15 protein-coding genes are annotated in these 24,282 nt (G+C 66.2%); 8 read left to right on the forward strand and 7 right to left on the reverse strand.

From position 1 onward, the window contains the following. Positions 1-29 precede the first annotated feature (29 nt). Complete coding sequence (locus GJV37_RS26785; RefSeq protein WP_193453134.1) at positions 30-10,619, reverse strand: VCBS domain-containing protein; 10,590 nt, start codon at positions 10,617-10,619, stop codon at positions 30-32. 376 nt (positions 10,620-10,995) lie between these two features. Here GJV37_RS26785 and GJV37_RS26790 point away from each other — a divergent pair, with 376 nt between their 5' ends. Both GJV37_RS26790 and GJV37_RS26795 read left to right on the forward strand, forming a co-directional pair. After that, positions 10,996-12,549: a mechanosensitive ion channel family protein gene (locus GJV37_RS26790; protein WP_052239104.1), complete on the forward strand. Its 1,554-nt coding sequence runs from the start codon at positions 10,996-10,998 to the stop codon at positions 12,547-12,549. Positions 12,550-12,645: 96 nt separating this feature from the next. Further along, on the forward strand, positions 12,646-13,434 hold the full coding sequence (locus GJV37_RS26795) for an SDR family NAD(P)-dependent oxidoreductase (protein WP_024764710.1): 789 nt from the start codon (positions 12,646-12,648) through the stop codon (positions 13,432-13,434). Position 13,435: 1 nt separating this feature from the next. Here the strand turns inward: GJV37_RS26795 and GJV37_RS26800 are convergent, their stop codons facing one another. Both GJV37_RS26800 and pdxR read right to left on the reverse strand, forming a co-directional pair. Continuing rightward, positions 13,436-13,726, reverse strand: a complete 291-nt coding sequence (locus tag GJV37_RS26800; RefSeq protein ID WP_024764711.1) for a putative quinol monooxygenase — start codon at positions 13,724-13,726, stop codon at positions 13,436-13,438. 474 nt (positions 13,727-14,200) lie between these two features. Then, positions 14,201-15,634, reverse strand: coding sequence for a MocR-like pyridoxine biosynthesis transcription factor PdxR (gene pdxR, locus GJV37_RS26805; protein ID WP_024764712.1), 1,434 nt, complete (start codon positions 15,632-15,634; stop codon positions 14,201-14,203). 147 nt (positions 15,635-15,781) lie between these two features. On the opposite strand from pdxR, the gene GJV37_RS26810 reads away from it, so the two are divergent. Then, positions 15,782-16,222 (forward strand): carboxymuconolactone decarboxylase family protein, encoded by a 441-nt coding sequence (locus GJV37_RS26810; RefSeq protein WP_193453135.1) that lies wholly within the window; start codon positions 15,782-15,784, stop codon positions 16,220-16,222. 57 nt (positions 16,223-16,279) lie between these two features. Here GJV37_RS26810 and GJV37_RS26815 read toward each other — a convergent pair whose 3' ends face one another. Beyond that, positions 16,280-17,470, reverse strand: a complete 1,191-nt coding sequence (locus GJV37_RS26815; RefSeq protein ID WP_193453136.1) for a YbfB/YjiJ family MFS transporter — start codon at positions 17,468-17,470, stop codon at positions 16,280-16,282. After that, positions 17,467-18,339, reverse strand: coding sequence for a LysR substrate-binding domain-containing protein (locus GJV37_RS26820; RefSeq protein WP_193453137.1), 873 nt, complete (start codon positions 18,337-18,339; stop codon positions 17,467-17,469). Before GJV37_RS26820 ends, GJV37_RS26815 begins: the two co-directional genes overlap by 4 nt. Positions 18,340-18,453: 114 nt before the next feature. Between GJV37_RS26820 and GJV37_RS26825 the strand changes: the two genes are divergently transcribed. After that, positions 18,454-19,506: an NAD(P)H-dependent flavin oxidoreductase gene (locus tag GJV37_RS26825; protein WP_193453138.1), complete on the forward strand. Its 1,053-nt coding sequence runs from the start codon at positions 18,454-18,456 to the stop codon at positions 19,504-19,506. Between the two features lies 1 nt (position 19,507). Here GJV37_RS26825 and GJV37_RS26830 read toward each other — a convergent pair whose 3' ends face one another. Further along, a complete protein-coding gene (locus GJV37_RS26830) occupies positions 19,508-20,401 on the reverse strand; it encodes a DMT family transporter (protein ID WP_193453139.1) in 894 nt (297 codons plus the stop codon). Positions 20,402-20,494: 93 nt separating this feature from the next. Between GJV37_RS26830 and GJV37_RS26835 the strand changes: the two genes are divergently transcribed. Next, complete coding sequence (locus tag GJV37_RS26835) at positions 20,495-21,295, forward strand: AraC family transcriptional regulator (protein ID WP_024764716.1); 801 nt, start codon at positions 20,495-20,497, stop codon at positions 21,293-21,295. Positions 21,296-21,298: 3 nt separating this feature from the next. On the opposite strand, the gene GJV37_RS26840 is transcribed toward GJV37_RS26835, so the two are convergent. Continuing rightward, positions 21,299-21,835, reverse strand: coding sequence for an RNA polymerase factor sigma-70 (locus GJV37_RS26840; protein WP_065084377.1), 537 nt, complete (start codon positions 21,833-21,835; stop codon positions 21,299-21,301). A 348-nt stretch (positions 21,836-22,183) separates the two neighbouring features. Between GJV37_RS26840 and GJV37_RS26845 the strand changes: the two genes are divergently transcribed. The 3 genes from GJV37_RS26845 to GJV37_RS26855 are packed head-to-tail and all read left to right on the forward strand — an operon-like array spanning position 22,184 to position 24,125. After that, complete coding sequence (locus GJV37_RS26845) at positions 22,184-22,402, forward strand: MbtH family protein (RefSeq protein ID WP_024764718.1); 219 nt, start codon at positions 22,184-22,186, stop codon at positions 22,400-22,402. A 3-nt stretch (positions 22,403-22,405) separates the two neighbouring features. After that, positions 22,406-23,128 carry a thioesterase II family protein gene (locus tag GJV37_RS26850; RefSeq protein ID WP_193453140.1) on the forward strand — a complete coding sequence of 241 codons (723 nt, stop codon included), beginning with the start codon at positions 22,406-22,408 and terminating at the stop codon, positions 23,126-23,128. Positions 23,129-23,150: 22 nt separating this feature from the next. Then, positions 23,151-24,125 carry a TauD/TfdA family dioxygenase gene (locus GJV37_RS26855; RefSeq protein WP_193453141.1) on the forward strand — a complete coding sequence of 325 codons (975 nt, stop codon included), beginning with the start codon at positions 23,151-23,153 and terminating at the stop codon, positions 24,123-24,125. Positions 24,126-24,282: the final 157 nt, after the last annotated feature.

Here is a 24,282-nt window from a genome sequence, read left to right on the forward strand (position 1 = left end):
TTGATCGATCTGAATGGGTCGCATGTTCCTCATTGGCCACCGCTCCGGCGCTGGGCGGCCTCACGCAGCTGGGCACGGAAGCCCGGTGCGGTCTGCGCGGGTTTTTCCGCCTTGCCCACCATGTCGGCGGGGAAGGGCGCCCACAGCGATGGATCGGGCAGCAGGCCGTCGGCGCTCAGGCTGATGACGCCGTGGCGGCCATCGACCCAGTTGTTGTCCAGGGCTGCCGCACGGCGGCTTTCGGCGACGGCGCGGGCGACGAACTGGCCCTTCACCTGGCCCAGTTGCGCACCCAGCGACGGGCTTTCGATCTCCGGCGTGGCGAAGAACTCGACGTTGCTGCCGTCGGCGCCCCAGCCGGAGAGCGACAGGCGCTCGTCGATGCGCTCGACCACCGGCTGCACGAAGATCGCCGGGTCGACGTCGGGTATCCGATCACGCGGGTAGCCGTCGTCGCCGAAGCGGTCGAAGTGCGGACCCGGCGGGATGTAGGGCGTGGCGATGTTCAGGGTGATGGTCAGCTGCGCCTGGTCGGTAAGGCCGGCCAGGTCGCTGATGGTGTAGGTGAAATAGTCCTTGAGGATCTGCCCCAGGCCCGCAGCGGCGAGGACTTCGCGATTACTCAGGTCGATGGTGTAGGTGTAGCTGCCGTCGGCATTCAATACGAGCGTGCCGTAGCGACCGGCAATGGGCTGGCCGATGACACCGGCTGTGCCGCTGGCGGTTTCCTCGCCGGTACGGATGCCGGTGACGGTCAGCTGGTCGCCGCCATCCACGTCGCTGTCGTTGGGCAGCACGTTGCCGCTGGCCTGCGGCGCCGGGGTTTCGTCGCTGGCAACATTGCTGTCGTCGCGGGCTACCGGGTTGTCGTCGGCGCCCCGGATGGTGACAGTCAGGCGGGCGTCCGAAGTTGCGCCGGCAGTGTCGCGCATGCGGTAGGTGAACACTTCGCGAAGGGTTTCGCCGGCGGTGCGCAGGGCTTGCACCGTCGGGTTGGCGTTGTCCACGACGTACTGGTAGCTGCCGTCGGCGTTGATCGTCAGTTTGCCGTAGAGCCCCTGGAGCACCTGGCCGGCGCTGACGGTGTTGCCATTCTCGCCGGTGTAATGGACCACGGTCTTGGTCTCTCCGTACTGCACGCCATCGACATCGGTGTCGTTATCCAGCACGTTGCCGCGCGGGTCGACGCCGGGGGTGCCATTGTTCACGCCGCCAGCCTCGACGGCGGTGGCGGTATCGTCACTGGCGATGGGCGTGTCGTTGCGGCCGTCGATGGTGATGGTCAGCAGGCCGGGCGTGGCGCCACCCCAGATGTCCGCGCCGAGGTAGGTGAACTTGTCCTGCAGGGTCTGGCCGCTGGCGCGCAGGGCTTCGACCTCAGGCAGCGTATTGTCGAGCTCATAGCTCCAACTGCCGTCCTGGTTCAGCGTCAGCGTGCCGTACTGGCCGCGCAGTGTCTGTCCGGGTGCGCTGGCGTCGGCCGGCAGCGGGCGGTCGCCGGTCCAGAACGCCACCACGTGCATCACGTCCTGGGGAATGCTGGTGATGGTGTCCGGGTCGGTGTCGTTGGCCAGGACGTTGCCGGACGGGTTGCTGCCCTGCACGTTGTTGTGCAGGCCGCCATCCTCCACGGCAGTTCCGAAGTCCGGCTCGGTCACGGGTGGGTCGTTGCGCCCGCGAATGATGATGAACAGCGTTGCCTGGTCGTTGAGGCCACCGTCATCGGTCACCTGATAGGTGAACGCCTCGATGGCGAAGGCCAGCGGTCCGAGCGAGACGATGGTGGGATTGGTGCTGTCGACGAAGTACTGGTAACTGCCGTCTGCGCCGATCACCAGGGTGCCGAACAGACCCTGGATCGTATGGCCATTGGCGCCGGTGGTGCCCGCGGGTACCGGCGTCAGCGGAGGATTGCGGTTTTCGGCGCCGATTCCGATGCCGGTGATCACCAGGTGGTCGCCGGCATCGACATCGGTGTCGGCGCCGAACGTGACGCCCAGTGCGCCCAAGCCCGTGATGACATTGCCGGTAGGATTGCGCCCGCCGCTGCCGTCGAGGTTGGCCACGGCGTAGTTGATGTCGTCGTTGGCCACCGGAGCGTCGTAGCGGCCTTCGATGGTGATGGTCAGTTGGGCAATGGACGTGGCGCCCGCCGTATCGTGCATGCGGTAGGTGAAGGTTTCCACCAGGCTGTCGCCGAGTTTGAGTGCCTGCACCGCGGCGAGGCTGTCGTTCACCGTGTAGGTGTAGGTGCCGTTGGCATTGAGCACCAGGGTGCCATAGCTGCCGGCAATCACGCCGCCGCTGGCGGCAAGGTCGATGAGCGTACCGCCGGCGGCTTCGGCGCCGGTGCGTGCGGCATCGACCACCTTGGTTTCGCCGTAGGCGGCACCGTCCACGTCCAGGTCGTTGGGCAGAACGTTGCCGGTAGCGGGAGCGCCAGGGGTGGTATTGAGCGTGCCGCCAGCTTCGATGGCGGTGCCGGTATCGTCGGCGGCGATGGGAGTGTCGTTCTGCCCGTGGATGATCACCGTGAAGGTTCGGGTGACGGATTTGCCCTGGCCATCGCTGACGGTGTAGGTGAACACCTCGGTCAGTGTGTCGTTGTAGGTGCGCAACGACTGGACCGCCGGGTCGAGGTTGTTGACCAGGAAGCGGTAGCTGCCATCGGCATTGAGCAGCAGCGTGCCGTGATTGCCGGCCAGGTCTGCTCCCACGGTACCGTTGGCGCCACTGGGGCTGACCACCGCGGTGATGGTGAGGACGTCCCCATCCGGATCGGTGTACGAGCCACGAATGCTGCCAGTTGGGTCCAGGCCCGGAACGTTGTTGAGCAGCCCGCCGGCCTCGGTGGCGTGGATCACTACCGGTTGCACGATGGGTGGGTCGTTCACCCCGGTCACGGTGATTACCAGTTGCGCCAGGTCGGTCAGGCCGCCGCTGTCGTGGATGCGGTAGGTGAACACCACGTCGAGGGACTGGTTGGCGGTGAGCGCGCGGATGGCCGGGTCGGCGCTGTTCACCTCGAAGAGGTAGGTACCATCGACGCCGATGGTGAGCTGGCCAAAGTTGCCGCTGATGATCGTGCCGTTGGCCAGCCGTGCGGCGGTGCCGGTGATGCTGATCGTCCCGGCGACGGTGGTCAGCGTGCCGCCGGCAGTTTCCAGGCCGGAGCGCACACCATCAACCCGGAGCCTGTCGGCATTGGGCTTGTCCGCGTTATCGACGTCGGTGTCCACGCCGGTGCCCGGAGCGCCGGTGATCACGTTGCCACTGGCGTTGACCGGCGCCGGGCTGCCGTCGCTGGCGCCTGCGGTGGCGGTGTTGTGGTCGTCCACGGCCACCGGGGCATCGTTGGCGCCCTGGATGGTGATGGTCAGAGTGGCGATGGCGCTCAGGCCACCCTTGTCGGTGACCTGATAGGTGAACACCTCGGTGAGGGTTTCCCCGGGCGACAGCGCATTGACCACAAGATTGCTGTTGTCGACGACGTAGCGGTAGGACCCATCGGCGTTCATCGTCAGGCTGCCATAGAGGACCGGCAGCGTCGCCGGCGCGCCGGGAGCAACCGGGAAGATGCGCCCGCCGCCGATGCCGTCGTAGCGCACCAGGCTGACGGCCTTGGTCTCGCCGTAGACCGTGGAGTCCACGTCGGTGTCGTTGAGCAGCACGTTGCCGATGGCATCCGCACCGGGGCTGCCGTTGTTGGTGCCGCCGGACTCAACGGCAGTGCCGGCGTCGTTATGCGCAATCGGGGTGTCGTTGGCGCCGTGGATGTCGATGGTCAGGGACGTCGAGCTGCCGAGGCCGCCACTATCGGTGATGAAGTAGCCGAAGGAGTCGCGCAGCACGTCGCCGGCGCTACGCAGGGCCTGTACCGCGGCGTTGGTGTTGTCGACCACATACTGGAAGCCACCCGTGGCCGTGATGTACAGCGTGCCGTAGCGGCCGGCAAGGGGGGTCACGCCGGAGGCCGCCACGGTCGCGAAACCGCCGATGGAGTTCTCCACGCGGGTGACCTTGAGCACGTCGCCGTTGGTGGCGATGTCGACGTCGGTGTCGTTGTCCAGCACGTTGCCGGTCGGGTCGACGCCCGGGTCGGCATTGTTCAGGCCGCCGGCTTCGATGGCGATGGCGAGGTCGGGGTGGGCCACAGGCGCATCGTTCACCGGGTCGATGACGATGTTCATCGTGTTGATGGCCACCAGCGCGTCTTCGACTGTTTCGCCGGGAATGCCGTCGTTGTCCGCGTCGCCGAAATTGCCCTGGTCATTGGTGGCCATGGTCAGGACTTCGACGTTTCGGCCGGTGTTGAAGTCCTGGTCGCCCTTGTAGTAGATCTGGCTGAGCAGCACGTTGATCTGCTGCAGGGTGCCGGTGAGCACGAGGCTGCGACCGGCGCCCGCGGGCGGCGTGTCGTTGGGGCCCGGTACCGTCCCTGTCTGCCAGAGCACCCCGTGCATCACGGTGAGGGTCACGGTCATGACGCCGTTGGCGTTGCCGGCATTGACGTCCACGTCGCTGGTGGCCAGGCCGACGATGTGCAGTACGGTGTCTTCCTGGCCATGCTGGTCGGCGACGGTGTTGATCGGCGCTTCGTTGATATGCACGTAGCCGGCATTGGCGATGCCGATGGCGCCTTCGCCCAGGTTCAGGTTGATGTTGCCCAGGCCGACGGTGGCCGTTCCGGTGTCGGTATCCACGCGAACGTGGAAGCGGTTGTTGCTGGCCTGGGCGAAGTTCTGCGCCACGGCCACCAGGTAGTTGCCCGAGGGCAGGATGGCGAACTGGTAGGTGCCGTCGGCGGCCGTCGTGGTGCTGAAGGTACGGTCGTCGGCGTTGCCGAACACGCCGTCGTCGCCGGCCCAGGTCAGGGTCACGCCGATGCCGCCCAGGCCGGGGCCGTCAGGCGTCACGCTGTTGGTGGCCGACCGGGTGTCATCCCACAGGGTGCCCCGCACCACGCCCATGCCGGCGCCATCGCTGAGGATGTAGTTGTTCAGCCCGCCGACGCCGTCCTGGCCGGTGCGTTCGCCATCGACGCCGCCGGCGGTCAGTGGCCGCGAGCCGCCCCAGCCGGCGTTCTCGAAGCTGGTGGGCAGGCTGGTCCAGGTCAGCACCGCGGAGCTGTTGGCATCGTCGGGAACGATGGTGTTGGGCAGCGTGACGCTGTAGACCACTTGCACCTTGTCGTTGACGTTCAGCTGGTCGAAGTTGAGCACCACCTGGCCGCCCACCACGCTGGCGGTGACGCCCGCCGGCAGGTTGCCGGTGGTGTAGCTGGTACCGTTGATGACGATGCTCTGGATCGCGTAGTCGCTGCCGCTGGGGAACTGGTCGCGCAGCACGACGTTGTAGGCCGGTACTTCGCCGTTCTGGGTAAAGCTGACGGAGACGGTGGCGTTGGTCGTGCCCGCCACACTGCCGGCGGCGATGTCGATGACCGACTTATCCATGCCGGTGAAGCTCGGCTCCACCACATGCTCGAAGATCGTGGCGCTGTGGCCGCGATCGACCCCGGCACCGGCGCCGACGTGTTCGAACACATTCATGCCCAACTGGGCTCCGGACTGGTTGCTGGCGATGTTGGCGACCCGGACGTTGAATTCCAGGATCACGCCTTCGATATCGCCATCGTTCACCTCGGTGTTGGTCAGGTTGCCCAGGTTGAAGGTGATGGTCCGGCCATCAGGGGAAATCTGCAGGCGCCCGCTGTTGATGTTGAATATGCCGGTGGGCTTGTCGCCGGACAGGTCAGGGTGGATCGGTAGTGACACGTCGCTGTTCTGGTTGCCGACCATGCCCAGGGTGCCGCCGCTGATCAGGTCGGTGGCGTCGGTGCTAAGCCCGCCGATGGCGCTGGAGCCCAGGGCGATCAGGATATTGTTGAGATCGGCGGGAATGAATTCCAGTCCGGGAGCCAGTTCGATGCGGATCTGGTAGTTGGGGTTGTCGCCGGTGGGTACCACGACTGCCACGCGGTACCGGATGATCTCGCCGACCACCACGGTTTCCTCCAGGCCGGCGGTGTCAGTGGCACCGGAGGAATTGGTGGCCGGTGGCGTGGCATCGAGGCCGCCGACGCGGGAGACCTGGATGCCGTTGGTGACGGGAATGAACAGCGTGTTGATCTGCCGGTAGTCGTTGAGCACCCCGGAATTGAGCAGTCCATCGTCGCCGCCGCGTTCGCCGGCGCCGGTGTCGGTGGTGTTGCTCAGGCCGTCCAGGCTGGTCCAGCGCACCACGACGTTGTTTGAAATGACCGCCTGGCCGGCTGCCGTGGCGTTCACCACGCCTGACAGGGAGATGACGATCTTGCCGCCGTTGGCGATGTCGATGTTCGCGCCATTGGCGGTAACCAGCTGGCCGTTCTGGATGATGAAGTCCACGCCGGTATTGTTTGTGGCGCCGCCGCTGTAGACGATGCCGGTGATCACTATGTTGTCCATCTGCGTGGGCAGGATGTTCAGCAGGCTGAGGTCGAAGGCATTGATCCCGGACGTGTTTTCGATGGTGATGTCGAAGGTGACCGTGTCGCCTTCGTCGAAACCGCCGAAGGTGGGGGTGGAGTTGACCTTCTGCGTCACCGTGAGGGTCGGCTCGACAATGCTCACCGAGGGCTGCTGCGCGCTGGTGACTGTGCGATCCACCGCCGTGGCGCCGTTGGGCGTATCGCCATCGGGGTCGCTGTAGGTGATCTGTGCACCGTTGTTCAGGGTCACGCCCTGCTGGTTGCCCTGCACGTTGCTCGCCACCAGCACCAGGCGGATGACAAAGGCGTTGTTGGCGACGTTGTTGTCCGCGGTGGAGCCCGCTGCACTGAACAGCAGTTGCAAGTCGGCACCATCGCTACCGTCGAGGGGTGGGGATGATGTACTGACAGTGACGTTACCGTTGAAATCTTGCGTGAGCGCGAGGCTGACCGGTTCTCCATTACTGGAGGTCCTATTGACGATGATCTGGTAGCCCGCTCCGTTGAAAGCCGTGGTATCCAGGCGCAGGCCGGGCGGGATCAGGTCGGAAAGACGCAGGTTGGCGGTGCCACCTTCGGGCAGCGTGACGACGATGTCGTAGGTCATCTTCTCGCCGATCACCAGGTTGCTGCCGCTGGTGTGGCCAGCGCTGGAGGCGTCGTTGGGGGGGCCGTCGTTCTGGTAGGTCTTGGTGATGGTCGGCGCCGCCACCTGCTGGTTGGCGACCTCGACGATGTCCACCGGGGTGAAGTCCTGGCCGCCGTTCACGCTGGCATAGTTGGTCAGCGCGGCGCTGGTCTGCAGCGTACGCGAGGCGAGGATGGCGTTGTCCACGGTAACGTCGTAGGTGATCACCACGACGTTGGCGCCGGAGACATCGTTGGCGGTGCCGGCGCGGCCGGCGAGCAGGGTGGCCTGGTTATTGGCGTCTAGGAAGGTGATGCTGTTGCCACTGACGCTGTAGTCGACGCCCAGCACCAGCAGGGTGCCGTCGCCGCGATGGATCTGCAGGTTGGCCGTCGCGAGACTGCCGCCGACGAAGGCCAGCCCGCCGGGCAGCGTGATGCTGGTGGCGACGTCGAAAGCGCCGCCGCCGCCGGTATTCTTGATCGCGGTGGCCAGGCGCAAGGTGTCGGCGCCGTCGATGCCGCTGACGTTGCCGTCCACCGCCGCGAGGCTGGTGACGCTGCCACTGAAGGGTACTCCCGTGGTACCCGGCTGGGCCCAGGTGCCGGTGGTGCCGGTGACCGTGCCATTGGTGCTGGAAACCACGCCGTGCTTGATATCCAGCACCGGTTCGGCCACCGACTCGATGACCGCCACATCCGAGGAAATCAGCACTGTCTTGTCGATGGTGGTGGTCTGGCTGGATTGCGCCAGGACGTCCAGTTCGCGCTGGTCGGCGAAGGGCTGGTCGCCCACGACCATGGTGAACTGCACCTGCACCCGGCCGCCATTCAGGCCGCCGGAAGCGTAGTTGCCGAAGTTGAATATGATCGAATTGCCGGCACCGGTACGCACGCTGTCCGGTACATCGCCGATGGTGTTGCCGGCGCCGAAGGTCCATTGGCCCACGCCGGTGCCCTGGGTCCAGTCGGTGACCTGCGAGGCGAGCAGCGGCAGCGGCAGGTAGGCGGTCAGGGTGAAGTTCTCGTAATCGGCCACCAGCAGGTCATAGGTGATGGTGAAGGTCACCACGTCGCCAGGGCGCAGCTCACCGTTGCCCGGCGGTGCGCCGCCGTTGACCTGGGTGAGCTGGATATCGATGTTGGAGGTCTTGATGGTGCTGGTGGTGCTGGAGCCGTCGGTCTGCTCGCCGCCGGTGTTCAGCGCGTCGCGTAGCACGGTGGCATCCACCAGCGCATTGTTGCTGACGCTGTCGCCCTCGTTGAGCTGGTCGTGGGGCGGGTGGTCGGAGGTGTAGGTGGTGTCGATGATCGCGTCATAGACGACGGACAACCGCGTGGCGCCTTCCTGGATGTCGTCGTCCCAGAGATCGCCGAACAGCGCGTAGAGCCCCGGCCCCTGCACGGCGGCGGCAATGGAGGCACCGATATCGAAGACCAGCGTGGTACTGCCATCGGCGTTCACCGTGGCGGTGTAGATCACCGGGATCACCTGCGATCCACCGTGTTGCTGGATGACGATGCTTGGCGCGTTGGCGGCGGAGAAGGTCTGGCCGTCGCTGAGTTGGTCGGTGATGGTGAAGCGGCCTTGGCCGAGGATGTTCTTGCCGAAGGCGTAGAAGTCGGAAATGGCCACATCCATGGTGTAGCGCAGGGTATCGCCGGGGGTGATGCCGGGGGTGCCGACATCGGTCTGCAGGTTCACCGTCTTGAGCAGGGTGATGGACTTGGCGACGAAGGCGACACCCGCGCCGTTGCCGGTCACGGTAAAGGGGTAGCCGTCCGGGTCGATCGGGCGGTCGCGCGGGTCCAGCGGATTCCAGTCGCCGCTCACGGTCGCGGTGCCGAAGGTGATGGTGCGCGGATTGCCGGTTGTCGGATCGAGCACCGGCCGCCCGGCGGCGTCGATCTCCGGGACGTAGAAGCCGACCGAGGTGGTGCTGGCGGCGCTCAGGGTGTCGTAATGGATGGTGTAGCTGGCGACGAAGGCATTGGGATTGTTCAGGGCCGCGGCGATCAGCGCCGGGTCGGTCAGCACGGTGCCGTCATGCAGGGTGATCGAGGACAGGGTGCCGCCAGCGCCGGGGGTGATGGAGCTGACATGCACCTGGTCGGGTACCGTCTGGGTGACCGTCACGTTGGTCAGGGTCTGGCCGGGGGCCGGGGTCACGGTGACCGTTTCGGTGCGGGTGAAGTTCGGGCCGGTGACGGTTTCGCCCTCGGGCATATCCACCGTCTGGGTGACCGACAGCAGGGTCGGGGTGACCACGAAGCTGTGCAGCGCGGCTTCCACCAGGGTCGGATCCTGCGCGGGGTTGTTCAGCGAGTCGTTGCCGTATTCGAAGCCGCCGCGGGCGTTGATGGTGAGGTTCGGCGCGCCGTCGGAATAGCTGGTATCGGCCAGGTTGCTCAACTGCGCGGTGACCTGGATGTCGATGGCCGGCTGGCCGACGGTGACGCTGGCGTAGGGTAACTGCAGCACCACCATCTGGTCGCCCGGCTTCATGCCGACGCTGGCGGCGTTGATCACCAGGGCGTTGCCATTGGCGTCCTTGGCCAGTGGATGGGTGGCGTTGCCGCTGCCGTCGAAGGTGACGACGAAACTCTTCACGGACTGGCCCAGGTAGCTGGCGGAAACGAAGGTGGCGCCGTCATTGCCGTCGCGACCGGTGGCCGGCATGAACAGGTCGATGTAGGGGGCGTAGCCCACCTGCGTGGAGGGGTTGCTGAAGATGACGTCGAAGGTGAAGGTATCGCCCAGGCGCACCGCCGCGCCGCCACTGCCCATGGCTACGGTGGGGCTGGCATTGGCCAGCAGCCCCTGGAAGTCCGTCAGGGTGCTGGCGCTCAGGGCGATGGTCTTGTCGACATCGCCTGCGCGCACTTCCAGGTTCCAGTCGCCGCCGGCGCGGGTAGCGCCGGTGGCATTGCTGGAGGCGCCGACATCCGCGCCGGTCCAGCGCGCCAGTTCGTTGACCAGCGCCTGACCGGCGCTGCCCGAACCCACGTCACAGCCGTACAACTGGATATCCGCCCCTGCATTGAGTTCGCCGCGCCAGGCGCTGAGGCGATCGCCGAGCTGATCGACGCTCTGGCGGGTGAAGGTCTGGTTGCCGAGGGTGAACTGGCCGGTGGCGCCGTGGGAGAAGATCTGGATCGAGTCGACTTTGCCCAGTTGCGCCAGCGCGCTGCTGATTGCCGCGATGGCGTCCTGGCCGGCATCCACTACCAGGGCGGTGGTGCCCACCGGCAGGTTGGCGGCCAGCTGGTCACGGTTCTCCAGGCGAGCATCGATGACCACCAGGTTGCGCGGCGCGGCCTGCGCGGGCGCCGCCGCCTGGGCCCGAGCCTCGACAGCCGTGGCCGGCTTGGCCGTGTCCTTGGCCTCGGCTCCCGTACTGGAGTCGTGGTGCTGCTGGTCGACGGCGGCCGCAGCGGCACCATCGAAAAGAATGCGTTGCTCCAGCGCGAGCGCGTGGGTGGCGGGCTGGAAAAGCTTCGAACGATACTTGGCCTGCATTTCCCTAATTCCGGCTGATCAATATCGAGAGAAAAAGCAGTCCTACGCATATCTGCTTACGCAATTGACGCTAGTACCATTCCGAATTATCGCAAGCAGAACAGCGACATAAGCGACAGGTAAGTAACAGGAGTCTTACAGCCCATCGCTGGTTCCTACGCTGTACGCGGCTTCCGGATGAATGGTCTGGCAGAGTGGCATTTCGCCGTCCGTCAGACGCCTATTCCGACTTTGGCTACGCTTCAGCGAGCGGACCATGAGAGACCGGAACAGGGCGCCGGAGCGCCGGGGGTTGGGGATGGGGAAAATGCTGGGCAGATGTCTGCTGTTGGTATGGCTGGCAGGGGTGTGGGGGCAGACCAGCGTCGCCGCCGAAATGCCGGCTACGGCGGTCCGCGCTGCCGACGATGCCGCGGCGGAGCTGAAAGTCGAGAATCGCCGCATCCTGGTGTTCCGCGCCACGCTGCTCGGCGAGTCACCGCAGGTGCGTGCGCACCGCGCCAAGGCGACCATCGAGGAAGCCCTGCAGGGTGGCGATGAGCTGAAGGTGAATCTCGACCCGATCCAGGACAGCTACATGGTCCTGCTCGGCTATAGCCGAGCCTTTATCGTTTCGCCCGAGGATGTCGACCCGCCGGGCAGTTCGGTGCGTGCCGCCGCGGAGGCGGCCGCGGGCAACCTGCGCCTCGCGGTGGCCGAGAATCGCGAAGCGGGCAGCGTGCGCTATCTGCTCAGCGCGCTGGGACTGGCGGCGGTGGCCACCTTGGCCTACCTGTTGCTGCTGCGCGGCGTCGGTTATGTGCGGGGCAAACTGCTGGATCGTCTGCCCGACGTGATGAGCCGGCACAGCGGCCGTCTCAAGGTCGGCCAGACACCCCTGCTGGGCAGCCGCTACCTCTATTACCTGGTGGGCCGGTTGATCTGGCTGGTCTACTGGCTGCTGGTGTTCCTCTTCAGCTACCAGTGGCTGAGCTTCGTGCTGTCGCGCTTCCCCTATACCCGGCCCTGGGGCGAGAGCCTCAATGTGCATCTGGTCAACCTCGCGCGGTACCTGATCAACGGCATGCTGGATGCGCTGCCGGGGCTGGCAGTCGCCTTGTGCATCCTGATCATCGCACGCGCCATCAGCGGCTTCTCCCGTCATGTGCTGCAACGCATGGCAAGGCCGGGCAACCTGCGCTGGCTGACCGAGGAAACCCTGCAGCCGACCACGCGGCTGACCTCCCTGGCGATCTGGCTGTTCGCCATTGTCATGGCCTACCCATACCTGCCCGGCTCCGGCACCGAGGCTTTCAAGGGCCTGTCGGTGCTGGTCGGTCTGATGATTTCCCTCGGTGCGTCCAGTGTGATAGGCCAGGCTGCCTCGGGACTGATCCTCACCTATTCGCGCACGCTGCGGGTGGGCGAGTTCGTCCGCATTGGCGACAACGAAGGCACTGTGACCGAGGTCGGTGTCTTCAATACCACCATCCGCACCGGCCTGGGCGAGGTGCTGACGCTGCCCAATTCGATGATCACCGGCTCCGTGACACGCAACTATTCGCGCATCGTCCAGGGCCAAGGCTACGTAGTGGATACCGTGGTCACCATTGGCTATGACACCCCGTGGCGGCAGGTGGAGGCGATGCTGATCGAAGCGGCGCGGCGCACCGACGGGATCCTGCAAACCCCGGCGCCGCAGGTATTCCAGACCGCGCTGTCGGACTTCTACCCCGAATACCGCCTGGTCGCCCAGGCCATCCCCAGCGAGCCGCGACCGCGCGCACTGCTGCTGAGCGTACTGCACGCGAATATCCAGGACGTGTTCAACGAGTACGGCGTGCAGATCATGTCGCCGCATTACCTGGGCGATCCGCAGGAAGCGAAATGGGTCCCCAGGGAGCATTGGCACGCAGCGCCGGCGAAGCCTGAAACGCCTTCCGACCACTGAGGCCTGCGCCTTGCGGGCCTTCATCTATCCTGATCCGTCCACGGGCCCAGGTTGCGATGTCGCGCCCGCCCCATACTTCCGCCCCGGAGACACCCCATGAACCTGCATTTGTCCGACAAGCTCGCCCTGGTCAGCGGTTCGACCAAGGGCATCGGTTTCGCCATTGCCCAGGGCCTGGCCCGCGAAGGGGCGAGGGTGATCGTCAATGGCCGCAGCCAGGCTTCCGTGGACGAGGCGCTGGGGCGCATCCGCTCCACTCAGGCGGACGCCAAGGTGGAAGGATTCGCCGGCGATCTTTCCGATCCGCAGCAGGTTGCCGCGCTGGTGAAGCGCTATCCGGCGGTGGATGTACTGGTGAACAACCTCGGCATCTTCGACCCCAAGCCCTTCGAGGACATCCCGGACGAGGACTGGGTGCGCTTCCTCGACGTCAACCTGCTCTCCGGTGTCCGTTTGTCCCGCGCCTACCTGCCGGGCATGAAGCAGAAGAACTGGGGCCGGGTGGTATTCATCAGCAGCGAGAGTGGCATGGTGATCCCGGTGGAGATGATCCACTACGGCGTCACCAAGACGGCCCAGCTCAGCCTGTCCCGCGGGCTGGCGGAGACCTGCGCGGGCACCGGCGTGACAGTGAACGCGGTGCTGCCGGGGCCGACCGCCTCGGAGGGCGTCAACGAATTCGTCGAGAAACTCTCCGGCGGCCAGCCGTTCGCGGAGTTCGAGGCCGAGTTCTTCCGCAGTGCGCGGCCCAGCTCCCTGCTGCAGCGCTTCGCGCGCCCGGAAGAGGTGGCCAACCTGGTGGTCTACGTCTGCTCCGAGGCCTCGTCGGCCACCAATGGCGCGGCATTGCGGGTGGACGGCGGCGTGGTGCGCTCGCCGTTCTGAATCACTCGACGCTGTGGCTCTCGAACTCCAGCCCCAGCGCCAGTTCACCACTGCCGAGCTGGCCCAGCCACTGTTGAGCCTTCGGGCCGGACAGGTGTGCCTCCAGCTCGGCCTGGCTGGCCCAGCAGGTCGATACCTGCCAGCGGTCGGCGGCCAGCGCCTGCAGCTCGCCGGACTGACAGCCCGGTTGGCGGCGCACCTGTTCGAGCAGCTCGCCCAGGTAGGAACCCAGCGCGCTGGCCTGGCCGGGGAATGCCTGGACGCGGACGATGGCAATGGCGGACGGGGACATGGCGGGGCTCCTTCTGCAATGGATGGCCATTGGGCCCTGGCGCCGGCATCCGGTAAAGGCCGGAACCGGCTTTCAAAACCGACGCTGGAAGGTTACGGCCGCACCGCCTGCGCATGAACTGCCAATTCCCGGGAAAACCGTTGGACCAATCCTTCCGCTGCGCGCTGCGATGCTATCGGGAGCGTAGGAGCGGACTTCGTTCGCGATGTGCTACCGGCGGGCCTGGAATGGTCGGAAATCGATCGCGGACAGAGTCCGCTCCTACGAGATGCTTCTGCGCTTGGGTCGGCCCTCACCCTAACCCTCTCCCAAAGGGAGAGGGGACCGTTCGGTGCAGGATGAAACCTCAGCGTCAGCTGGCTCGGGCGGCCCCCTCTCCCTGAGGGAGAGGGCTGGGGTGAGGGGGATGCATTGGTACGGACTCCCCAGGAAAAGACAGTTGCTCCTACGCTCCCTGGGAATTGGGTTTTGGCGTCAGCCCAACTGCTGCAGCAGGTCGCGCACCTTGTCCAGCGCCGGGTCGATATCCAGCGTGTCGATGGCGCCGAAGCCCAGCAGCAGGCCGTCGCGCACCGGCACCTGGTGGTGGAAGGGCGCCAGGCCGTAGAGGCCGACTTCGACCTTGCGCGCCAGCTCGGTGAGCAGCGCCACGTTGGTCGGCTGGCGCAGCAGCGCGGTGAGGTGAAAGCCGGCCACCGAGGGCACCACCTCCAGCCAGGGTGCCAGGTCGCCGGTCAGCCGCGCGAGTATCCGTTCGCGGCGCCCGGCGTAGATACCGTGGCAACGGCGGATGTGTTTGAGCAAATAGCCTTCGGCGATGAACTTGGAAAGCGCCCATTGCGGCAAGGTCGAGCTGTGCCAGTCGCTGATCTGCCGGGCGCGCACCAGCGCGGGGAACAGGCTGGGCGGCGGGATCAGATAGCCCAGGCGCAGCTCCGGCAGCAGCACCTTGGAGAACGTTCCGATGTAGGCCACCACGCCGTGCCGGTCGAGGCTCTGCAGCGCATCGGTGGGCCGGCCTTCGTAGCGGAACTCGCTGTCGTAGTCGTCCTCGATCACCAGCGCACCCAGCTCCAGCGCCCGCGCCAGCAGCGCCTCGCGGCGCGCCGGGCTCATCGGCATGCCCAGCGGGAACTGGTGCGACGGGGTGGTGTAGATCATCCGCGTGCCTTCGGGAATCAGGTCAACGCAGATGCCCTCGGCGTCCACCGGCACGCTGGCCACGTCGGCACCCAGGGTCTGGAAGATCAGCCGCGCCGGGGTATAGCCGGGGTCTTCCATCGCGACTCTGTCACCCGGCCGCAGCATGATGCGGGCAAGCAGGTCCAGCGCCTGCTGCGCGCCATTGCAGACCATCACGTCGTCCAGCTGGCAGTTCACCCCGCGTGCATAGGAGATGTGCCGGGCAATGCCATCGCGCAACGGCGCGATGCCTTCGGGGGCGCTGTAGTGCCCGCGCATGCCGGCCATCTGGCGCAGCGCATGGTTCACGCAGCGCCGCCATTCTTCCTGGGGGAACTGCAACTGGGTGGTGGCGCCGCCGATGAAGTCGGCCTTCGCCGTGCCGGCGGCGCCGGGGTGACGCAGGCGAGTGTCGAGGTTGCACCAGCGCTCGATGTTTTCCTGGCTGGCGAAGCGCACGCCATCCTGGCGCCGGTCATGCCGCGGCAGGTGCGTGTTGACGAAGGTGCCGCTGCCGATCTTGCCCACCAGCACGCCTTCATAGGTGAGCTGGGCGTAGGTGTCGGAGATGGTCTTGCGCGAGATACCCAACTGCTCGGCCAGCAGGCGGCTGGGCGGCAGGCGGGTGCCGGCGGCGAGGCGGCCGGAGTCGATGGCTTCGCGCAGCTGGCGATAGAGTTGCCCGGCGAGATCTTTCTGGCCGTGGATGATCAGGTGCAGCTCCAAGGGCGAACTCCGGGGCAGGGCGGTCGCGCAAGCGTAGCGCCGGCATTGGCCGTGGTGAAGTTGCGCGGTGCAATTTCCGTGGATTGGCCACCTCTCAGGGCGAGGCGCCGGCGCACAATGGCCGGGTCATCGTCTGGAGTTCCCGTCATGGAGCCGCGTCTGGATTACTACACTGCCTCGCCGGAAGCGCTGAAGGCAGTGCTGGCGCTGGAAGCCGCCATCTTCGAACTGTCGGTGGAGAAGCCACTGCTGGAACTGGTGCGCCTGCGCGTGTCGCAGGTGAACAACTGCGCCTTTTGTGCCGACATGCACGCCATGGAAGCGCGCCGCAATGGCGAGACCGAACGGCGCCTGTTCGCCGTCAGCGTGTGGTGTGAATCGCCGTTCTTCACCGAGCGTGAGCGCGCGGCGCTGGCTTGGAGCGAGTCGGTGACGCTGCTGTCCGAATCGAAGGTGCCACCGGAGGTCTTCCAGCTCGCCCGCGAGCAGTTCAGCGAGCGCGAACTGGTTGACCTCACCGTGGCCATCGGCGCCATCAACGTGTGGAACCGCCTGGGCGTGTCCTTCCGCCAGCCGCCGCCGGCCTGAGCGGGTGCCTTGCCTGCCGGACCGAGGGGGACGCCCAGTCCTTGCTCGCGAACAGATTTACAGGCAGCGGTGGTGTTGAGGTTGTTCGCGAGCAAGCTCGCTTCTGCAAAGGGCAGTTCGGCGCAGTGGCAGGCAGCACAGCGCGCCGATCAGCAGGGCGCTGGCGGCGGCGCCCAGGGCCGGAATGAAGCTGCCGGTCAACCCGCGCAGGGCGCTGGCGGCAAGTGGCCCGGCGATCTGCCCGACGCCATACAGCGCCGTCATCGCCGCCAGCATGTTGAAGCGCACCTGCGCGGCCACCGCGCGGGCCGCCGGCATGGCGATGGTCACGGTGCCCATGAAGCTGCCACCCACCAGCACCGCGCTGCCCAGATAAAGGAAAGCCGACTCGCCCAGTGCCGGCAGCATCACACCGATGGCCTGCACCAGCAGGTTCAACGCCAATGCGCGACCGCCGCCGAGCCTCAGGTGCAGCCGATGCCAGAGGAAACACGACGGTGCCGCACCCAGGCCGAAGGCGGCCCAGACCTGCAGCGGGTCGATGGCGCCCAGGCCGCTCTTCATCAGCAATGGCAGGTAGGTGGCGGTGATGATGTAGCCGAAGCCGGCCAGGCCGTAGACCAGCAGGATGATCAACGCGGACAGCTCGGGCATCGGCCCCGTACCGTTCGTTGTCTGCTGCGGCGAAGTCGGTGCTGCGCGGCCCAGCGCGGGGGTGGCCAGCAGCGACAGCACCAGCCCGGCCAGCGCCAACACGCACCAGATCGCGGCGCTGCCCAGGCCGAAGGCGTTGCCGGCGGCAATCAGTTCCGCCGAGACCAGGATGCCGACGCCCACGCCGGCGAACATCATCGGAGCGCCATGGCTTTCGCCCATGCTCTGCAACAACCATTGCGCCGCGCTGACCAGCACCATGGCCGTGAGCACGCCCGCCAGCAGGCGCACGCCGACGGCAAACCAGACGGGTGCCGGAATGGCCATGGCGGCGAGGGCGGCCAAGGTGCCGACCAGGGCGATCAGGCAGATGCGTGCAGCATGTCGTTCGTGGCTGCGCGCCAGCAGCAGCGCACCCAGCAGGTAGCCGGCGTAATTGGCCGAGGCCGCCAGCGAGCCGCCGTTGACGCTGAGCACGCCGTCGCGCACCATCAGCGGGTAGAGCCCGGTAAAGGCAAACCGGCCAAAGCCCATGCCCACGGCAAGGATCAGTGCTGCCGACAGCGCCGCGGGCAGGCGGCGGGTGCGGCTCACGGGCGTGCCTCGAGGGCTTCCCGCCAGCGCTGGAAGGCGCCGGTGGCGTAGCCTTCGCGCCAGATCAGCAAGGTGTCCACTTCCAGCAGCGGCACCACCTGCAGGTCCGGCATATCCCGATGCAGCTCCAGCACTGAACGAGGCAGCACGCCAAAACAGGAGCCGGCGTTAACGCAGGCGAGGATGCCATGGTACGAACCGACCTCCTGCACGGCGAGCGACGCTCCGTTCAACCAGCGCTCCAGCAACTGCCGGTAGGTGCAACCACGGGCGAAGCCCACCAGCGTGCGGATCTGCACATCCTCGGGCCGGGTTACCGGTGGATGGTCGCCAGGCAGCACCAGCAGCAACTCCTCGCGGAACACCGGTTCGGCGCACAGGCCGCGCTCCAGCAGCGATTCGAAACCGGGTTCGGCGTGGAGGATGTCCGGATGGGAGATCAGCGCGCAGTCGAGCTGGCGGTTCAGCACTTCATTGATCAGCTTCTGGCTGTGGCCGGTGGTGATGTGCAGTTCCACGTCGGGATAGGCCCGGTGAAAGCGCGCCAGGATTTCCGGTAGCCGGCTGGCGGCGGCGGCTTCCATGCTGCCCAGGCGCAGGCTGCCGGTGGCGCTGCTCGGGTGCAGCGACTGGCGTGCTTCGGTGGCGAGGGCGAGCAATTGCTCGGCGTAGCGGAGAAAGTCGCAGCCCTGGTCGGTCAGCGTCATGCGCTTGCCGTCGCGCAGGAACAGCGCCGCGCCAAGGTCTTCCTCGAGCTGGCGGATGCGCGTGGTGACGTTCGATTGCACGCGCTGCAGGCGGGCCGCGGCGCGGGTGACGCTCTGTTCCTCGGCCACGCAACGGAAGATTTCCAGGCTGGAGAGATCCATGATTAATCTTCAATAGAGAATATGTTGCGACGAATATTCTCTTTATGAGATGTTAAGTCAAGCCATTACAGGCCAAACGGCGACTTCGCCGACCCTGACGTTGAGGACCCCGTCATGCGCATCACCGACCTGCTCGGCATCCAGTTCCCCATCATCCAGGCACCCATGGTTGGCGTGTCCACCCCGGCGCTGGCCGCGGCGGTTTCCAATGCCGGCGGCCTGGGTTCCATCGGCCTGGGCGCCAGCAACGCGACGCAGGCCCGCGCCCTGCTGGAGCAGACCCGCGCGCTGACCGACAAACCGCTCAACCTCAACCTGTTCTGCCACCGCCCGGCGGTGGCCGATCCGGCGCGCGAGGCGGCCTGGCTGGAGCACCTGAGCCCGCTGTTCGCCGAGTTCGATGCGCAGCCGCCGCAGCAGATCACCGAGATCTATCGCAGCTTCCTGGCCGATCCGGACATGCTGGAGTTCCTCATCGAGGCGCGCCCGGCCGTGGTCAGCTTCCACTTCGGCCTGCCGCCGCAGAGCTGGATCGATCGCCTGAAGGCCGCCGGCATCCGCCTGTTGGCGACTGCCACCTGCCTGGAAGAGGGCCGCGCCATCGAGGCAGCGGGCATCGATGCGATCGTCGCGCAAGGCTATGAGGCCGGTGGCCACCGGGGCGTGTTCGAGCCGGAGAAGGACGCGCGCATCGGCACCTTCGCGCTGGTCCGCACGCTGGTGAAAGGCACAGGCCTGCCGGTGATCGCGGCAGGTGGAATCATGGATGGGCAGGGCATGCGCGCGGTGTTCGAACTGGGCGCCCAGGCCGTGCAGATGGGTACCGCGTTCATAGCTGCCGACGAGTCTTCGGCCAACGCCGCATTCAAGGCAGCACTGCGTGGCGAGCGAGGAGAACGCACCGAGGTGACGGCGGCGATTTCCGGCCGCGCCGCTCGCGGGATGGTGAATCGGCTGTTCACTGACCTGGGCAGCGCCGATGCGCCGGCGCTGCCTGACTACCCCATCACCTATGACGCGGCCAAGGCGCTGACGGCTGCAGCGAACGCCAAGGGCAATACCGACTTCGCCGTGCAATGGGCCGGGCAGGGCGCGCCGTTGTCACGGGAGATGCCGGCGGCGCAGCTGGTGGCGACGCTGATGGCCGAGTTGCGTGACAACGCCTGATTCAGCGGGCGCTGGCGGCCGTGACGGGTTTCTCCCGCGGCCGCCACAGCTCGGCCAGTAATACGCCGCTCAGGATCAGCGCGCCACCGATCAGGTGATAGCTGGTCAGTTGCTCGCCCAGCACCACGGCGGCGATGGCGGCGGTGAACACCGGCAGCAGGTTGAAGAACAGCGCCATTCGGCTCGGCCCCATGCGCTGTACGCCCTGCATCCAGGCCAGCGCACCGACGATGGAAGCCAGCAGCCCGGCATAGAGCACCAGCGGCAGGTTGGCCGTGGTCAGGCCGTGGTGCGGCGAAGCGATATACAGCGGGGCCAGCGCAACGATGGCCACCAGCACCTGCAGGTAGAGCATCAGCAGCGGCGGCAGCGGCAGGTTCCATTTCTTCAGCAGCACGCCGTACACCCCATAGGCCGCCGTGGCGACGATCATCATGCCATCGCCCAGGTTCACGCCGTGGCTGATCAATTGTTGTGGGTTGCCCTGGGTGATCACCAGCAGCACGCCGCCCAGCGACACCAGCGCGCCGAGCAGCGCGGTGGCGCTCATCCTGTGGCGCAGCAGGATCGATGCCAGGGCGAGGGACATCAGCGGCATCAGCGACAGGATGATCCCCATGTTGGTCGCCGAGGTCAGCGCGGCGGCGTAGTACGCCAGGCATTGGTAGACCGCCATGCCGAGCAGGCCGAGGGTGACGATCCTGCCCAGGTTGGCGCGGATCACCGGCCAGTGGGCAAGGGTGGCGCGCAGCAGGAAGGGCGCCAGCAGCGCGCCGGCCAGCAGCCAGCGGAAGAAGCCGATTTCCGCGGGGGCGATCTGCCCTACGGCGAGCTTGTTGACGACGGTGTTGCCGGACCAGATGACCACGGCCAGCAAGGGGAACAGGTAATTCATGGGAAACGCTTCCGGGGATAACGGTGCATATTCTCCGCTCGTCCGAATCCAGACGTATAATGAAAATAAGACAATCCACCCCGGCTTTCGGACATGACCCGCGTACTGCCGCTTCCCCTTCCTGACATCGACCGCCTGCCCGCCGATCTGTACTTTCGCTACGACGAGTTCGACGCCGGGACTCACTCGCCCAGCCACCGCCACGCCTGGGGCCAGCTCAATTACGCCTCCCACGGGGTGATGGAGCTGGAAGTGGACGGCCAGCGCTTTCTCTCGCCGCCGCAGTACGCGGTATGGGTGCCGCCGGGGCGTTTACACAGTTGTTACAACCGGCAGGCCATCGTCTATCGCTCGCTGTACGTGTCCGCCGAACTGGCGCGCAAGCTGCCGCAGAATCCCTGCACTCTGGCGATCAGCGACATCCTCAAGGCGATCCTCTCCGACTTCGCCGCACGCCGGGTCAACATCCCGCAGAGCGCAGCCGACCAGCGCCTGGCCGAAGTGGTGATCGACCAGCTCCAGGCCGCACAGCCCCATGATGATTACCTGCCTTATGCCAGCGGCGGCGCGCTGGGTGAGGTGCTGGCCGCGCTGCAGGCCGAGCCGGGCGACAACCGCACTCTGGCGCAATGGGCCGAGCGCGTGCACAGCACCGAGCGCACCCTCGCGCGGGCCTGCCAGCGGGAGTTGGGGATGTCGTTCGGCGAATGGCGCCAGCGCCTGCGGTTTCTTGCCGCCATCGAGGCACTGGCATCGGGGGAGGGGGTGCAGCAGATCGCCTTCAACCTGGGCTACAGCAGCCCCTCGGCGTTCATCGCCATGTTCCGGCGGCTGTCGGGCACCACGCCGGAGCAGTATCGCTCGACCTTCCGCGCTCTGGCGGCGGAAGGCTGAGCATCAGCCGCGGCCTTCTTCCAGGCCCTTGAGGGTCTTGCGGCAGTGGATCAGCGCGTCGCGCACCATGAAGTTCACCAGGGTCGGGGAGACGCCCAGTTCCTCGGCGATTTCCTTCTGCGTGCGGCCGTGCAGGCGGTACATCTCGAAGGCATAGCGGGTGCGCTCGGGCAGCGTCTGCAGGGCGCTGGAGATAGCTTCCAGGGTCTCCCGGTCCTCGTGCTCCATTTCCGGTGACGCGGACGGCGTCGCGATGTGCATGCCTTCTTCCTCGCTACCCGAGTAGCGCTTCTCCAGCGCCTGACGGCGATAGAGATCGATGGCCAGGTTGCGCACCACACGCATCAGGTAGCCGCTCTGCGACTGGATGCCGGGGGTGAGGTCGCTCGCATTGAGCTTGATGTACGCATCGTGCACCACGTCTTCGGCATGGCTGCGGCAGCCGAGGATGCGTGCGGCCGCATTGATGAAGGTCTGCCGGTGGGTGGCGAACAGCTCGTGGAGAGCGGGGCGCGACTCGGCGGGCATTGGCTTGGACATGCAAGGTGTTCCTATGCGGCGGCGGAGGCGGGGACGTCCACATGGGTTGAGGCGGTCAATCTAGATCAAATGATAATTATTATCAATTTATTCGAGAGACTCTGACTATCGCTCTGGGACAGGGTTCCCACACAAGTGTGAAGTTTTTTCATTCGCATCCATTCGTCAGAACTCTCGACTTACAGGTGAAGGACAAGCCAGGAAATTTCGCCGGCGCATATCTTATGAGAATTAATCGCATCCGAGAACACTAACTATTTCTTTGCCTCCCTCGTCTTCATGGCAGAGCTGGAAAAACGGGGTAACCGCTCTGCGTCGGCATCCCCATCTGGAGAGAGGAGAAGAGCAATGGCTTTCGATCGCGAAGACGCGGTGTACAAGGTGCTGGTCAATGGCGAAGAGCAGTACTCGCTGTGGCCGGTCTACAAGGAAGTCCCGGCCGGCTGGCGTGAGGCCGGCAAGCAGGGGAGTAAGGCCGACTGCCTGGCCTTCGTCGAAGCCAACTGGACTGACATGCGCCCGCTGAGCCTGCGGCAGAAGATGGACGGCCAGGCTGCGGGGCACTGACCCGTGCTGCGTCTGTTCTGCCTGCCGTACTCCGGCGCCAGCGCCATGCTCTATGCGCGCTGGAAGCGCCAGCTCCCGGAGTGGATCGAGGTCTGCCCGGTGGAGTTGCCCGGCCGTGGTCGGCGCTTCGCCGAAGGCCTGCAGACCGATCTGCGAGCTCTCGCCAGCCAACTGGCCGATGAGATCGCCGCACGCCTGGATCTGCCTTACGCCATCTTTGGCCACAGCCTCGGCGGTCTGCTGGCCTTCGAACTGGCCCATGCCCTGCGCGAGCGCGGCCTGCCGCTGCCGCAGGCGCTGTTCGCCTCGGCCGCCTCTGCGCCGTCACACCGCGACAGCCATCGTGAGCTGGCGCAGGAGCAGAGCGACGCGCAGTTGATCGAACGCATGCAGCGGTTGGGCGGCACCTCGGCGGCGGTGTTCGCCGATGCCGAGATGCTTGCCCTGACCCTGCCGGTGATGCGCGCCGACTTCCTCCTCTGCGGCCGCTACGACTACCGCCGACGCGCGCCGCTGACCTGCCCGATCCATGTGTTCGGTGGCAAGGGCGACCGGCTTTCGGTCGAGTCGCTGTCGGCCTGGCAGGACGAGACCTGCGCCGGTTTCTCCCTGGAGATGCTCGAAGGCGGCCACTTCTTCATCAACACCGACGAGGCGCGCCTGCTCGAACTGATGCTCGGCCGCCTGCAGCAACCGGGGAACCCGTCCAGCGCAGCGCTGGCCTGAGTGCCCCTCGCGGAGAATCCAGATGACTACCTCCACTCTGTTCGATATCGCTCCCCTGGTTGAAGCGCGCGGCGGCCTGCCGTTGCTGGTGCAGGCGCGCGGCGAGGGTATCGACCTGCTCGATGCCCTGGCCGAACTGCGCCCGCTGGTTGAAGAGCGCCTGCCGGTGTGCGCCGGCATTCTCTTCCGTGGCTTCCAGGTCGGTGCGGCGGAGCGCTTCCGCGAGTTCGCCGCCGGCTTCGGCCATCCGCTGCTCAACTACGAATTCGGTTCTACGCCGCGCAGCAACGTCACCAGCGGCGTGTACACCTCCACCGCATACCCGCCGCACCAGCACATCCCGCTGCACAACGAACAGGCCTACACCCGCGAGTGGCCGATGAAGATCTGGTTCTACTGCGTGCAGGCCGCACAGAGCGGCGGCGAGACTCCCATCGCCGACAGCCGCGAGATCTACCGCCAGGTAGACGAAGGCATCCGCCGACGCTTCACCGAGCGCGGGCTGATGTACACCCGCAACTTCGGCAACGGCCTGGATGTGGCCTGGGAACAGGTGTTCAACAGCGACGATCCGGCCGTGGTCGAGGCCTACTGCAGGGCTCACAAGATCGGCTGGGAGTGGAAGGAAGACGGCGAGCTGCGCACTCGCCAGGTGTGCCAGGCAGTGGCGCAGCACCCGACCACCCGCGACTGGGTCTGGTTCAACCAGGCGCACCTGTTCCACGTCTCCAACCTGCCGCCGGAAGTGCGCGAGAGCCTGCTGGAAATCGTCGACGAGCAAGACCTGCCGCGCAACGTCTACTACGGCGACGGCAGCCCCATCGAACCCTCGGTACTCGACGAAGTCCGCGGCGTGCTGGAGGAGGCCAAGGTGAGCTTCCCCTGGACCAGCGGCGATGTGCTGATGCTCGACAACATGCTGGCGGCGCATGCGCGCTCGCCGTTCAGCGGGCCGCGCAAGGTAGTCGTTGCGATGGCCGAAGGTCACGGGGCCTGAGCGGCTGCGCGTCGGCCATGCGTCGTTGGAAGACAGACAAAAAATGCTCATTCACTGCAGTGAACTGCGCTTTTTTGTCTGCCTTCCGCCTCGCCTGGCTCTAGCTCGCGCGCTCAGGTTCATTCCCGAAAATTTTTTCCCGGCGAATACCCACCAT

Source organism: Pseudomonas nitroreducens (assembly GCF_010994165.1).
Lineage (GTDB): Bacteria > Pseudomonadota > Gammaproteobacteria > Pseudomonadales > Pseudomonadaceae > Pseudomonas > Pseudomonas nitroreducens.